The organism is Ruegeria sp. AK11, assembly GCF_056541095.1.
The window spans coordinates 1-13,718 of the sequence record NZ_JBQFXU010000006.1; the positions used below are offsets into that span (position 1 = coordinate 1).

Here is a 13,718-nt window from a genome sequence, read left to right on the forward strand (position 1 = left end):
CCTGCTGGCCAACACCCTCACCGCCTGCTGCCGCGCAAACAAACTCCCAGAACCAGAAGGCCTGACCGCCTGATAAACACGGGGGCCGGAGCGGGGCGTTTCAGAGTGCAAGGTACCCTATACCTGCAAATGCAACACAACACCCAAGCCACTGCTGAAGAGCCATTTTTTCCTTCAATATGGCCCAGGCCAGAACTACGGTTAACAACCCAAAAACGGATGCCGAGACCGAGGCAAATTGTGCATTGGGCAAACCACCCGCTGAGACCACGCAAAGGATGGCAACTGCATCCAGAACACCCATCACACATAACAGGGGCATCGCTTGGGGTCCGGGCCAAATTGCTTTTCCAGATGCCACAGCAACCATCCCCAGAGTCAGGATTGCCGCCAATCGGCTGACCAGCGAGACCGAGTACTCGTTGCTAAGCTCGGTTGCATATTGTCCTAGGGCAAAGGCCGCCGCGAAGCCGACGGCCGCAACCAGCGACAGCAGTATTGTTGGGCCTGTTGCCGGATACACCACCGCATCCCGTTCGGACTTGGCTGCGACCACGGAAACCCCGATGCCAATCGCAATGACGGCAAGCCAATGCAGCGGGCTGATAGTTGCACCACGCCACATGGCCAGCAACACGGACAAGACCGGGTAACTCGCGACAAGTGGCGCAACCAACCGAACCGGGCCACGCTGAAAAGCGGCATACATGCTGATACCCGCCAACAGATAAAACCCGCCCGCGGCGACAGCGGTGAACACTGCGGCACCAGAAATCGAGTCAAATGTACCCAGCGTCACCGTCAGACCAAACTGAAGCACCGCGCCCGATATCAGCACGACCATCAGCGACGCGATCACGCTGACAGACTGGCTGACATAACGTACTGCCAGATCGTGTATCCCCCAGCAAAGTGCCGCGACCAGGCCAAGCGCCAGAGCAGTCATTTTGTCATCACCATCATCGGCTTTGTTTCAATCCGCTTGAGACCATGCATACGTCAAACTGTCACTGGTATTAAACTTATTTTCCTGTTATGCAATATTATTGAAGCCAAAGGCAGTAAGAGGCAGCACATGACGTCTGCATTAGAGCAACTTGGCGGTGAGAGCCGGCTGCGCAGTCTGGTTGAGCGTTTCTATGATCGGATGGAAACGGATCCGGCAGTTTATTCCTTGCACAGGCTACACTTTCGCGGCCATGGGCTAAACCATACCAGACAGGCCCAGTTCGAGTTTCTCAGCGGTTTTCTGGGAGGGCGGGCCTATTACCGCGAACGATTTGGTCATATGGACCTGCGCGAAATTCATGCGCATGTCCCTATCCGCGAAGCTGATGCCGAGCTTTGGCTGGAGACGTTTGACGCCGCGCTGGCGGATTGCGGCATGTCCGGTCCGGTTGTCGATAGGATGCGCGTGACGTTGCGCAGGGCGGCGCTCATGCTGGTCAATGACGTACCTGACTGGCGGCTGGAGGCGGATGCGGGCGCAGATGCCCGTGACACACAGCGTGAAAAGAGCGACTAACTTCGCGTGGCCATCGCAGAAACAGGGCCGCCTATGGCGCGGCCCCGATATGCAACCCTGCAATCCGACTTAGATATCGAGCGTGTTGTCTTTTTCCCAGCGCGAGAAATGGGAAACAAAAGAGTTCCATTCCTGATGCTTCATTTTCAGGAAAGCTGACGAGAATTCGGAACCCATCATCGCCTTCAGCTCTTTGTCCTTGTCGTATTCGCGCAGCGCATCAAGCATGTTCAGGGGCAGTTTCGGTGCACCGCGTACCTTATGGCCTTCGGCATACATATCGATGTCCCAGCGCTTGCCGGGATCGGCCTTGGACCGGATACCTGACAGCCCGGCCGCGATGATGACGGCCTGTAGCAGGTAGGGGTTGGTTGCGCCATCGGGCAAGCGCAATTCGAAACGTCCGGGGCCGGGAACGCGCACCATGTGCGTGCGGTTGTTGCCGGTCCAGGTCACCGTGTTAGGCGCCCAGGTAGCACCGGATATCGTCCGCGGCGCGTTGATGCGTTTGTAGCTGTTCACCGTGGGGTTGGTGATCGCCGCCAGTGCCGAGGCGTGTTTCATGATCCCGCCGAGGAAGTGCTTGCCGCGTTCTCCCAGACCAACCTCGCCGGTTGGGCCGTCACCCTCTCCTGCGAATACATTGGTTTTGGCGGCATCACCCGGCGCATCCCAGACCGAGATATGGGCGTGGCAGCCATTGCCGGTCAGTCCTTCGACCGGTTTCGGCATGAATGTCGCCCGAAGCCCGTGTTTTTCCGCGATCGATTTTGCCATGAACTTGAAGAAGGAATGCTTGTCTGCTGTGCGCAGGACATCATCAAATTCCCAGTTCATCTCGAACTGGCCGTTGGCATCCTCGTGGTCGTTCTGGTACGGACCCCAGCCCAGGTCCAGCATGTAGTCACAAATTTCGCGCACCACATCATAACGGCGCATCACGGCCTGTTGGTCATAACAGGGCTTTTCGGCTGTATCAAACGGATCACTGATCTGTTCGCCATCCGGGGTCATCAAAAAGAACTCGGCCTCGATCCCGGTTTTGACATGCATGCCCTCGCTTGCCGCTTCGCCAATCAGGCGGCGCAGAACATTGCGCGGGGCTTGCGCGACGTCCTTGCCTTCCATCACACAGTTGCCCGCAACCCATGCCACCTCTGGCTTCCATGGCAGCTGGATCACCGATGACGGGTCCGGCACCGCCAGCATGTCAGGATGCGCAGGGGTCATATCCAGCCAGGTGGCAAACCCGGCAAAACCAGCGCCATCTTCCTGCATCTCGGCAATGGCTTGCGCTGGCACCAGTTTGGCCCGCTGTCCACCAAACAGATCGGTGAACGAGATCATGAAGTATTTGACGCCTTTTTCTTTTGCGAAAGCTGCGAGATCTGTCGTCACGATTGCTTTCCTTTCCCTGTTGAATTTTCGGTTTTCAAAGCAAGAACGCGGCCCCCATTCAGGAGGCCGCGTCGCATATGTTCAGAACCCTTCCTTGCCCGGGTACCAACTGGTTCCCGCTAAGGGCACCCGCGCCATCGCGGCGGCCTCCATGGTCAGGGCACACAGGTCCTCCGGCTCGAGGTTGTGCAGGTGGTTGTGACCGCAGGCGCGCGCAATGGTCTGCGCCTCTAACGTCATGACCTTCAGGTAGTTGCGCAGCCTGCGACCCGCTTCGACGGGGTTCAAGCGCGCGGCAAGCTCTGGGTCCTGCGTTGTGATGCCAGCGGGGTCGCGCCCTTCGTGCCAGTCATCATAGGCCCCTGTGGTCGTGCCCAGTTTCTGATACTCGGATTCCCATTTGGGATCGTTGTCGCCAAGGGCCACCAGAGCGGCGGTGCCAATGGCGACCGCATCGGCCCCAAGCGCCAATGCTTTGGCCACATCTGCACCTGTTCGTATGCCACCCGAAATGACCAACTGAACTTCACGATGCACACCTAGATCCTGCAACGCCTGCACGGCGGGGCGGATACAGGCCAGTGTGGGCAAGCCAACATGTTCGATGAACACATCCTGCGTGGCAGCTGTGCCACCCTGCATCCCGTCCATGACCACGACATCAGCCCCGGCCTTTACCGCCAGTGCAGTATCATAATAGGGGCGCGTCGCGCCGACCTTGACATAGATCGGCACCTGCCAACCGGTGATTTCGCGCAACTCAAGGATCTTGATCTCCAGATCGTCCGGCCCGGTCCAGTCCGGATGGCGACAGGCCGAACGCTGGTCGATGCCTTTGGGCAGGGTCCGCATTTCGGCCACACGGTCGCTGATCTTCTGACCCAGAAGCATCCCGCCACCGCCGGGTTTAGCGCCTTGCCCGACCACGACTTCAATCGCATCCGCCTTACGCAAATCATTCGGGTTCATGCCGTAGCGCGAGGGCAGATACTGGTAGACCAGCTTGGATGAATGACCCCGTTCTTCCGGGGTCATGCCGCCATCACCGGTTGTGGTCGACGTGCCCGCAGCAGATGCGCCACGGCCCAAAGCCTCTTTGGCAGGACCAGACAACGCGCCGAAACTCATACCCGCGATGGTGATCGGAATGTCCAACTTGATCGGATTTTTCGCAAAACGTGTGCCTAGCGTTACCGAGGTATCGCAGCGTTCGCGATATCCTTCCAGCGGATAGCGCGAGATGGATGCGCCCAAAAACAGCAGATCGTCGAAATGAGGGACCCTGCGCTTGGCTCCGCCACCGCGAATATCATAGATGCCGGTCGCAGCAGCGCGTCGGATCTCGGCATTGATGGGGTTGGAGAACGTCGCCGACTGGATCGGCAGGGTGCGGGGGATCTGATCGTCCATATCTTTCATACCCTTCTTCCTCAGTATGCGGCGGCGTTGTCGATGTCGAAATTGTACAGCTGCCGAGCCGAGCCGTAGCGTTTGAACTCTTCCGGTTTGGCATCACAGCCCGCCCGGTCCAGCAGGTCTTTCAGTATCTCCAGATGTTCGGGACGCATTTCCTTCTCGATACAATCGGCACCAAGACTTTTGACCGAGCCGCGCACGAACAGCCGCGCCTCGTAGAGTGAATCCCCCAGCGCATCGCCTGCGTTTCCGCAGACCACCAGGTTTCCGGCTTGCGCCATGAAGGCGGACATGTGGCCGATATTGCCGTGCACGACGATGTCGATGCCTTTCATCGAAATGCCGCAGCGCGAGCTTGCATTGCCCTTGATCACCAGCAATCCGCCATGGCCGGTCGCGCCGGCATATTGGCTGGCGTCACCATCGACGATGACCTGACCGGACATCATGTTCTCTGCAACACCCGGCCCGACGGACCCTTCGACCTTGATAGTTGCCTGCTGGTTCATCCCCGCGCAGTAATACCCGGTCGATCCCTTGACCGTCACCTCGATCGGCGCGTCCAGCCCAACGGCAATCGCATGGCTGCCCTTGGGATTTACAATTTCCCAACGGGTCTGGTTGGTCTCGGAATTTTGTGCCTGCAAGCAAGAGTTCAATCCGCGCAGCCCGTCTGCCTCTAGATCATAGGTCTGCATATCAGGCGGCCTTTTCGTGGGTTGTGGGGCTGTCGTTGTGCGACCAGAAATAAACGGTGGACGGTTCAGGTTCCCAAACTCGTGCATCTTCGATGCCGGGCAGGTTCACTAGGGCGCGATACTCGCTGCCAAAAGCCACATACTGATCGGTTTCAGCCATCACGGCTGGTTTACACGCGATCGGATCACGCACGACGCCAAAGCCGTCCTTGGTTCCCACGACAAAAGTGAAGAAACCGTCCAGATCATCAATGCTGGATTCCAGAGCCTCGCCCAAGGTGGCACCATTCATCATCTTCCAGGTCAGGTAGGCTGCGCCAACTTCGGTGTCGTTCTCTGTCTGGATCGTTACACCCGCGCGGCGCAGCTTGCGGCGCAACGAGTTGTGGTTGGAAAGCGACCCGTTATGGACCAGACATTGGTCAGACCCTGTATTGAACGGGTGGGCACCCATTGTGGTCACCGCAGATTCCGTCGCCATGCGGGTGTGTCCAATGCCATGCGTGCCGCTCATTCCGCTGAGGTTAAAACGCTCGGCAACATCCTTCGGCAGGCCGACTTCCTTGTAGATTTCAAGGCTGTCACCACGGCTCATCACCCGGACCGACGGGCGGATCTCAGCCAGCGCGGCGCGTGCAGCTTCGAACTGACCGGCGGGAATTTCCAAAACGGCATGTGTGTCGTTGTTTCTTTGACCAACAGATGTGCCCAAGCTTTTGCCCAACTCGTCCGCAAGGTCGACAAAATCGGTTTCGGGGTTGGGGGACTGAACCGTAATCTTGGTTTTACCCGCCGATTCTGCGCCATAAATCGCAATACCGGCACTGTCGGGGCCACGATCTGTCATCGTGATCAGCATGTCTGTCAGCATATTGCCCAGTTGAGGAGCAAGGGACTGATCTTTGAGGAATAATCCAACAATTCCGCACATGGCTGGCAGATCTCCTTGTGTGTTTCGTTATGATTCGACGGTACCAATTATTCTGCAGGATATCAATAACAGCAGGAAAGTTTTTTTCCTGTCAGGCAATGGACGCATCCATTGATCTTGCGCCCATTGCCGGTCCTCAGAACCGGATCAATAACGATCCAGCTGTGCTTTTACTCTGTCTTCGTCTCCTGCGTGGCGGGCTTTTTCAAGATGCTCGCCCTCGCGGACAAATTGGATACGGTGCCAGCCGATCCAGAAGACGACGCCGATGATGACCATCAGAATTTCGTACCCCTGGAAGGGATAGACCGGGCCGACTTCGGCAAGATCAACGGCCCAACTTGTATATCCGATTGTAGACATAACCTTCTCCTCTATTTCGCGGCTGCGCCACGGGCGGCCAGCTCTTCTTTGTCAGCCGCGATGATCGCTGCTTTGGCATCTTCGTAGGCATGGTGTTCGGCGTAATCGAGGCCCTGAAGCTCAACCTCTTCCGGTATGCGAAGAACACCGGCAGCAGCTTGCAACTTGGCCACGATCCAACCGGGCATGAAACCCAGCACAAAGAACATTATGACTGCACCGGTGACCTGTCCGACCGGATTGATCGTCGCATATCCTTCGTAAGGCGAAGACGGGACACCCCACAGGACAAACCCAGCAATGATGAGGCCAATGACACCTGAGTACCCGTGCACTGCAACCGCCCCGACAGCATCATCCAGCTTGAACCGGCGTTCGACCCAGTAGTGCAGCTTGTAGACAATCACGACACCGATCGCGCCGATGATCATCGCCTGGATCGGGTGGTACAGGTCATTCCCTGCGGATGCTGTGATAACACCGGCCAGCCCGCCCGAGAACGTCCAGAAGGCATCGCCTTTTGAAACCACATACGCCGCCATCAATCCACCAGACAGAGACATCAGGAAATTGAAGGTAATCGCCGAGAGAGTCGTCGGAGCCAGATAGATGTTTGTTGCCGTCCAGGTCACGCCAGTGATCTGCCCGTCAATCGCCTCGGGAGAGATCACCGGAACGTTGCAGGCAGCGTAGAAACCCCAGAAGCCGGTGTAGATCAGGAAAATCCCGATCGTCAGCATCCACGGATTGTGAGGTGGAATATCCCGAGGCGTTCCGTCCTTAGCAAACTTGCCAAGGCGAGGACCCAGAACCATGATCACACCAAGCGCATACCCACCCGCGATCGCGTGAATAACGCCGGATGCATAGGCATCATGATACCCCAGAACACGCACCATCCAGCCGGCATAGTGCCAACCCCATGCGGCATCGATGATCCAGAAGACCGACCCGATCAGCACCGCATGTACCCAAAGGGCAGAAGATCTGATCCGCTCGATCACCGAGCCGGAAACGATCGAGGCCGCGGTCCACGAAAACAGCAAGAATGCGGCCCAGAAGACCCCTGTGATTCTGTCGCCAAGGTTGGTGGCCATTGTGTCGGCCCAAGGCAGATTCGCGGCACCCGCTTCTGCATCCAGACCGCCCCAGAACGGAAAGTTTGGAAAGGCCCAATAGATCCACCATCCAAAGAAGAAGAACGTGACCGTCACCAGCGGGATGATCATGATGTTTTTCATCAATGTGTGCATGTGGTTACGCGCTCGGCTTGCGCCGACCTCGTACATGCAAAAGCCCACATGGATGAGGAACATGAAGACGACCGTTACCCAGTAATAAAACTCGGTAAAGACCGTCGTGAGTGCGTTTAGATTACCATCCACTTCGTAGTCTCCCTGTTGTTGCAGCAGGAGGTCCGCCCGCGCAGAATTTCCTGCTGGGAATATTTATCTACTCAGAGGACATTTTCATTTGCGACCTGTCAATAGATATGTGGGGCAAACACCTTTTAGGCCTGTCCGCGACCTACGCTTTAGCACACCAAAAACGGACCTAAACATTTGACAAACAACTAACAAATTCCTTTCTCAGGAATGTTTTCAGGGTGCAAAAATTGCAGGCAAATATTCCCAGCAGGAAAATTTTCTGCACTCAGGTGTTGATTTTCAATCCAACATCGGCCTCAATGTGGCCAACAAAAACGATCAACGGGAGACCTGAACCATGGCCATTCTTTGGAGGACGTCGGCCCTTGCGCAGCGCCATGCCGAGATCGGCGGCGAGCTTGAGGACTGGAACGGAATGGGGACCGCTTGGTTCTATGACCACAGCCCTGAACGTGCCAAAGCGGACTACGAAGCCATCCGCACCAAAGCTGGTCTTATGGATGTGTCCGGTCTGAAAAAGGTTCATGTGGTTGGCGAGGATGCCGCCTATGTTATTGATCGCGTCACCACGCGGAATGTGGAAAAAATCATGCCGGGCCGATCGACCTATGCCTCGATCCTGAATGCTGAAGGCAAGTTTGTTGATGACTGCATCATCTATCGTCTGTCGGTGAACACGTGGTTGGTGGTGCATGGCACCGGAACAGGTATGGAGCAGCTGACATCCGTGGCGGCAGGCAAGAACTGCTCGGTCATTTTTGACGACGACATGCATGATATGTCGCTGCAAGGGCCAGTCGCCGTTGATTTCCTGGCAAAGCATATCCCCGGCATTCGTGACCTGGCTTATTTCGGCATCATGCAGACCAAGCTTTATGGGTGCCCGGTGATGGTTTCGCGGACCGGGTATACCGGTGAGCGTGGGTACGAGATTTTCTGTCAGGCCAAACATGCTGTGCATCTGTGGGACAGCATTCTGGCTGACGGCAAGGACATGGGCATCGTACCAGTCCAGTTCTCGACACTCGATTTGCTGCGCACCGAAAGTTACCTGCTGTTCTATCCGGGCGATAATTCGGAAACCTATCCGTTCGATGGTGAGACATGTGGCGATACGCTGTGGGAACTGGGTCTGGAATTCACTGTCTCGCCCGGCAAGACCGGCTTTATCGGCGCCGAGAACCATTATGCCTCGAAGGGCAAGGAACGGTTCAAGATCTATGGCGTCAAGTTGGAAGGCACGACACCGGCGAATGAGGGCGCGGACCTGCTGCAGAACGGTGAAAAGGTCGGTGTTGTCACCTTTGGCATGTATTCCGAAATCAACGGGCATAACGTGGGTATCGCGCGGATGCCGGTTGCCTGCGCATCGCCCGGAACCAAGCTGACGGTGCGCAACGGAGATGGAACGGAAATAGCGGCGACTGCGGAAGAGATGCCGTTCTACGATCAGGATAAATCGATCAGAACCGCAAAGGGCTGAGTTTCAGGGGGCGCAACGGGCATACCGTGGCGCCCTTTTCCTATTTGAGGGTACAATGTCAAAGTTCGAATTTCCCAAGTCAATCACAAGCCGACCGATCTGGGGCACGCTGGAAGCTCGGCAGGGCGACCATCATCTCATGATCGCCGAAGCCGAAGGCGCCGAAGCTGTTCTCGACATCGCGACGCCTGATCTGATGGCCAAAACGCACCTGATCTATATCCCCAAAGGGACGGACTACTCGGAAAGGTTGCGGGCGCTGAACCCCGCGCAGTTCTACGAAGGACCTTCCTATGCGGCCGCGCTGCAACGCATCCGCCGCGTACTGGAGGACGCGCATATGGGACTGCAGGTCTATCTGAGCGGTACTGAGGGCATGATGGGACAGGCCATGAACGAGGTGACAGCAGTCGGCCTGCCACACACGGCAATACAGACCGAGCATCGCGGTTCGGTTGCACGCCGGATGCAATGTGTGCACTGCAAAGGCATCACCGAAGATGTCGAGGTTGATCCATTTGTCTGCTCGCATTGCGGGCTGAATCTGTTCGTGCGCGATCACTACTCCCGCCGGCTTGCCGCCTATCAGGGCGTCCGCGTCGACGCCGAAGATCATGGCAACGTGCCCGAGCCGAAAGGGATTTACGAATGAGCGGTGCCGAGAAAATTCAGGTCAAAGTGACCGAAATCACCCCGCTGAATGAACTGGTGACGCGGTTCCGGTTCGAACGCATCGACGGCGGTCAGTTGCCAACATTTTCCGGCGGGGCGCATACCGTTGTCGAAATGAAGGATGGCGGTATCACACGGCTTAATCCTTATTCCCTGATGTCCGACCCGTTTGATCAGTCATCCTATACGATCTCGGTCCGCCGTGATGATGAAGGCAGGGGCGGTTCTTTGTTCATGCACCGTCAGGTCAAGCTGGGTGATGAAATGACCATCAGCTACCCGGTCAACCTGTTCTCGCTTGACTTGCGCGCCCGCAAGCACCTGTTTCTGGCCGGTGGCATTGGCATCACGCCATTTCTGGCGCAGATCAAGCAACTCGAACTGCTGCACGGGCACTGGGAACTGCATTACGCGTGCCGCAACACGGCATTGGCGTCTTATGCCGAGCAACTGACAGACAGGCATCCAAATGAAACCCATCTGTATTACGACGACCAAAACCAGCAGATTGATCTGAAGAACCTGCTGAGCGGGCAACCCTTGGGAACGCATGTTTATGTCTGCGGTCCCAAGGGCATGATTGATTGGGTGCGCAACACCGCCGCTGCCGAAGGCTGGCCCGAGGATTGCGTCCATTACGAAGAGTTTCTGGCACCGCGACCCGGCAAACCGTTCGAAGTGCGGTTGGCCACATCGGACAAGGTTATTCATGTGGGCGAGAATGAAAGCCTGCTGGAGGCGATCGAACGTGAAGGGGTGGATGCACCGTATCTGTGCCGCGGCGGGGCCTGTGGCCAATGCGAAACAGTTGTGCTGGATCATGATGGCAATTTCGTTCACCGCGACCACTGGCTGACCGATGAGGAAAAGGCAGCGGGCAAGAAAATCATGCCCTGTGTATCGCGTTTCGAGGGCAAGTCCCTCGTGCTGGACCGCTGAGAGGAGGCCCAACATGACCATTCAATTCAACGACGAGTCCTTCCGCGACGATTATACGTTTCATAACTCGGACTGGGCGATAAAACGCTTTCCGTTTCCGTTCCACGAAGACAGCTACATGTATTCGGTCAACATGGAACAGCATCGCGGCGGGCCCGAAGGGTCAGTCTATGAAAAGCGGTTCGATGTGGACGAACATTATGTTTCGGAAATGAAAGACCGCGCCATCGTTCTGGATCAGGACCCGCTGCGTTGCCAGTCTTTGCCACACATGACATTGGCGGGTTGGGACATTCTGGAACTGATTATGGTTTGCAAGTCCGAGGATTACCCGGATCTGTTTGAACTGCACCGCAACGGCAACCAGTGGCGCTGGATCAACAAACCATTGGGGATTGATCACAGCTTTACCTTCATGGATGAAACCACCCTGCCCTGCGGGCCGATGGAATATATCACCCGTCAGGCCCAGGGTGACTATGCGGTGCTTGATCAACGTGACGACATGCTGTGGATGGATGCCGGAATGGTGACCACCCAGGCCGACTGGAGCCTGGATTTCGACATTGGCATGAACTTTTTCGAATGGCACGCCCCGGTACCACTGGCCCACGAGATGGGTATCTTTCAGCGTGCGCTGAAATTCTTGCTGAGTATTCAGCAGGGCGCACCCGCACGCCGCCTGAACTGGACCATGACGGTCAACCCGCTTTTGGATACCAGCCCGGAGAACTACCATAAATGGGGTATTCAGAAAACCACACTGACACCGGAGAATATTGGCCAAAAACAACATCTTCGGGTCGAGTTGCAGACATTCTTCCGACTACCGCGTTCAAACGCGCTGTTATTCCCAATCCGCTGTTATCTGTGTAGTTTTCAGGATCTGATGACTGTACCGAAATGGGGTCGTCGCCTGCATCGTGTTGTTCGTGATCTGCCAGTGGAACTGGCAACCTACAAAGGGTTCATCGACAACCGGCCGCTGATGCTGGACTATCTCAGCCAGTTCGACGACGGGTTGCCCACCTCGCCCGGGATCTGGCCGGATCTGGAAACGGAACCCCCCTTGTCAAAGTAAACCGGCAATGTCAGGTGTCTTGGCTGTTATGACTGATCCAGACAGAACACCGTGGCTCATCCCGAGCGATGACTTCGCTCTGTATGACGCTCTGGCGCTGCTGCGCGAGTCCTTTCGGTACATGGATGCTCGGATCGACCCTCCGTCGTCCATCCATCGTCTGAACGTGGACGGAATGCTTGCGCATTGTCAAAGTGGCGGAGAAATCTGGGCCATCGGCCGACCGCTTTTCGCCTGCATGTTTCTAACGCCCAAGCCCGACAGCTTGTACCTTGGAAAGCTGGCAGTGAAGGACGGATTGCGAGGACAGGGTATTTGCCGGTCCTTGGTGGATCATGCTGCAATCCGCGCAGCGCAGCTTGGCCTGCCCGCGCTGGAACTGCAAACGCGCGTGGAGCTCACTGAAAACCATCGCATATTTTCCAGGCTTGGGTTCACGATTGTCAGCACGGGCAGCCATGAGGGGTATGACAGACCCACAGATTTCCTGCTGCGCAAGCCGATCAGTTTGTCTGCGGATAGCTGATCACTGAAAGATAGCGTGCCGGCAGATTGACCAACCGTTCCGGGCCGTGGGGTGCGTCGGCGTCAAAGAACAGGGTATCGCCGGGCTTCAGGGGATAAATCTGGTCCCCGTGGCGATAGTCTACCTCGCCTTCAAGCATGTAAATCGTCTCAATTCCGCCATGTTGGAACGTTGGGAACACATCGGATTCAGCAGTCAGTGTGATCAGGTAAGGTTCCACGATTACACCTGATCCATTGGCGCCGATATGCCCAAGCAGGTTGTACTGATGGTTGGCGCGAGTTCCCTCGCGCTCCAGTTCGACCCCTTCACCAGCTTTCGTATGAACCGCCTCGCGGCGTTCTTCAAACTGACGGAAAAAGCTAGTCAGAGGAACCGAGAGCGCATCCGCCAGCAATTGCAGGGTTGTCAGAGAAGGTGACGTGTTGCCGTTTTCGATCTTCGACAACATGCCGATTGACAACCCAGTTAGCTGAGCCAGGTCTGCAACCGTGATGTTCTGCTGTTTACGAAACGCTCGAACCTCGCGACCAATGGCGACTTCGAGAACTTTTTCCCTGTCACCCGAACGAACCGAATGCGGGTCCTGACTCAGATTTATCGCCATGTCTTTGTCTTTTTTTTTCAATTTCACTCTTTCAACGTCTTGCTACACTTGTCCAAACCGGTTCTGCAACCAGGCGCGGTGCAATAGCCCATCCAATTCGGACCACAATAGCACCAAGCTTTCCTGATAGTAAAATAATCATGCTGACAGAGAATATGAGCACGCTGTTCAATCGCAGGAACCGTTCCGCTGCACGCAGGTGTTTTGCCAAAACGCTGGACTGCCAGGTTTCACTGCATCAATCTGAAATCTCGGCTAAATCGACCCAGCGATTTACTTGGGTCGATTTCAGTACTGCGCCACAGAATCGCATTTCGTAGCGACCGTCTTCAAATGTCGCCAGTTGCGTAAAGTGCGACATGCTGCCTGTCGTCAGGGAATTTGGGACAGTTGGCCGCCTGAACTAAGAGAGGATCAGGCTCACCTGGTTGTTTTGATTATGCGGCGGATTCGAGGTGGAGCAAGCGCCGGGTTTCGATTGTCTTTTGTTTGGTCCTTCCTCGTTGTCTTAGTATGGTCTGCCCGCGTCCGAAGTAGACATCGGCCGGGGTTAGGTGTTCAGTTTCGGCATCTGGTGGATTGGATTTAGGATGGATCGATCTGGTTTTGATGTCCAGATTTTGCAGATGTATTCATATGGTGCGAGACCGCTGAGCGTCTTCAGTCTGAGGGCAAAGTTGTAGGGGTCAAT

Annotated in this window: 14 protein-coding genes and 1 pseudogene; 6 read left to right on the top strand and 9 right to left on the bottom strand. The window is 56.1% G+C overall.

The annotated features are described in order from the left end of the window. Positions 1-100: 100 nt before the first annotated feature. Positions 101-946, bottom strand: a complete 846-nt coding sequence (locus ACR0D9_RS13990) for an EamA family transporter (RefSeq protein ID WP_480539148.1) — start codon at positions 944-946, stop codon at positions 101-103. Between the two features lie 129 nt (positions 947-1,075). On the opposite strand from ACR0D9_RS13990, the gene ACR0D9_RS13995 reads away from it, so the two are divergent. Beyond that, positions 1,076-1,525 (top strand): group II truncated hemoglobin, encoded by a 450-nt coding sequence (locus tag ACR0D9_RS13995; protein ID WP_480478526.1) that lies wholly within the window; start codon positions 1,076-1,078, stop codon positions 1,523-1,525. Between the two features lie 69 nt (positions 1,526-1,594). Here the strand turns inward: ACR0D9_RS13995 and glnT are convergent, their stop codons facing one another. The 6 genes from glnT to ACR0D9_RS14025 form a co-directional block, all read right to left on the bottom strand. Further along, a complete protein-coding gene (glnT, locus tag ACR0D9_RS14000; protein ID WP_480483615.1) occupies positions 1,595-2,923 on the bottom strand; it encodes a type III glutamate--ammonia ligase in 1,329 nt (442 codons plus the stop codon). A gap of 81 nt (positions 2,924-3,004) precedes the next feature. Beyond that, the gene (locus tag ACR0D9_RS14005) at positions 3,005-4,333 is read right to left on the bottom strand and encodes an FMN-binding glutamate synthase family protein (protein WP_480483619.1); all 1,329 of its coding nucleotides are present in this window, start codon (positions 4,331-4,333) and stop codon (positions 3,005-3,007) included. Between the two features lie 20 nt (positions 4,334-4,353). Next, positions 4,354-5,037, bottom strand: a complete 684-nt coding sequence (locus ACR0D9_RS14010; protein ID WP_480483614.1) for a protein GlxC — start codon at positions 5,035-5,037, stop codon at positions 4,354-4,356. Between the two features lies 1 nt (position 5,038). Next, the gene (locus ACR0D9_RS14015) at positions 5,039-5,968 is read right to left on the bottom strand and encodes a class II glutamine amidotransferase (protein ID WP_480487935.1); all 930 of its coding nucleotides are present in this window, start codon (positions 5,966-5,968) and stop codon (positions 5,039-5,041) included. Between the two features lie 147 nt (positions 5,969-6,115). Continuing rightward, positions 6,116-6,331, bottom strand: a complete 216-nt coding sequence (locus ACR0D9_RS14020) for a hypothetical protein (protein WP_480483612.1) — start codon at positions 6,329-6,331, stop codon at positions 6,116-6,118. 11 nt (positions 6,332-6,342) lie between these two features. Beyond that, entirely contained in the window at positions 6,343-7,716 is a 1,374-nt protein-coding gene (locus ACR0D9_RS14025; protein WP_480483611.1) for an ammonium transporter, read from the bottom strand. A 340-nt stretch (positions 7,717-8,056) separates the two neighbouring features. On the opposite strand from ACR0D9_RS14025, the gene ACR0D9_RS14030 reads away from it, so the two are divergent. From ACR0D9_RS14030 to ACR0D9_RS14050, 5 genes are read left to right on the top strand one after another with little or no spacing between them, the layout of a single operon-like run. Beyond that, positions 8,057-9,202 carry an aminomethyl transferase family protein gene (locus ACR0D9_RS14030; RefSeq protein WP_480487937.1) on the top strand — a complete coding sequence of 382 codons (1,146 nt, stop codon included), beginning with the start codon at positions 8,057-8,059 and terminating at the stop codon, positions 9,200-9,202. Positions 9,203-9,257: 55 nt separating this feature from the next. Then, positions 9,258-9,854, top strand: coding sequence for a dimethylamine monooxygenase subunit DmmA family protein (locus ACR0D9_RS14035; protein ID WP_480539150.1), 597 nt, complete (start codon positions 9,258-9,260; stop codon positions 9,852-9,854). Then, entirely contained in the window at positions 9,851-10,813 is a 963-nt protein-coding gene (locus tag ACR0D9_RS14040) for a PDR/VanB family oxidoreductase (RefSeq protein ID WP_480508325.1), read from the top strand. Before ACR0D9_RS14035 ends, ACR0D9_RS14040 begins: the two co-directional genes overlap by 4 nt. Before the next feature lie 13 nt (positions 10,814-10,826). Then, a complete protein-coding gene (locus tag ACR0D9_RS14045; protein ID WP_480508327.1) occupies positions 10,827-11,894 on the top strand; it encodes a heme-dependent oxidative N-demethylase family protein in 1,068 nt (355 codons plus the stop codon). Positions 11,895-11,922: 28 nt separating this feature from the next. Further along, the gene (locus ACR0D9_RS14050; protein ID WP_480483606.1) at positions 11,923-12,420 is read left to right on the top strand and encodes a GNAT family N-acetyltransferase; all 498 of its coding nucleotides are present in this window, start codon (positions 11,923-11,925) and stop codon (positions 12,418-12,420) included. Here ACR0D9_RS14050 and ACR0D9_RS14055 read toward each other — a convergent pair. Continuing rightward, positions 12,398-13,027: a helix-turn-helix domain-containing protein gene (locus ACR0D9_RS14055; protein WP_480483605.1), complete on the bottom strand. Its 630-nt coding sequence runs from the start codon at positions 13,025-13,027 to the stop codon at positions 12,398-12,400. The two genes, ACR0D9_RS14050 and ACR0D9_RS14055, sit on opposite strands and share 23 nt — an antisense overlap. Before the next feature lie 550 nt (positions 13,028-13,577). Further along, positions 13,578-13,709: pseudogene (locus tag ACR0D9_RS14060) on the bottom strand (IS481 family transposase); the annotation flags it as partial. Between the last annotated feature and the right edge of the window lie 9 nt (positions 13,710-13,718).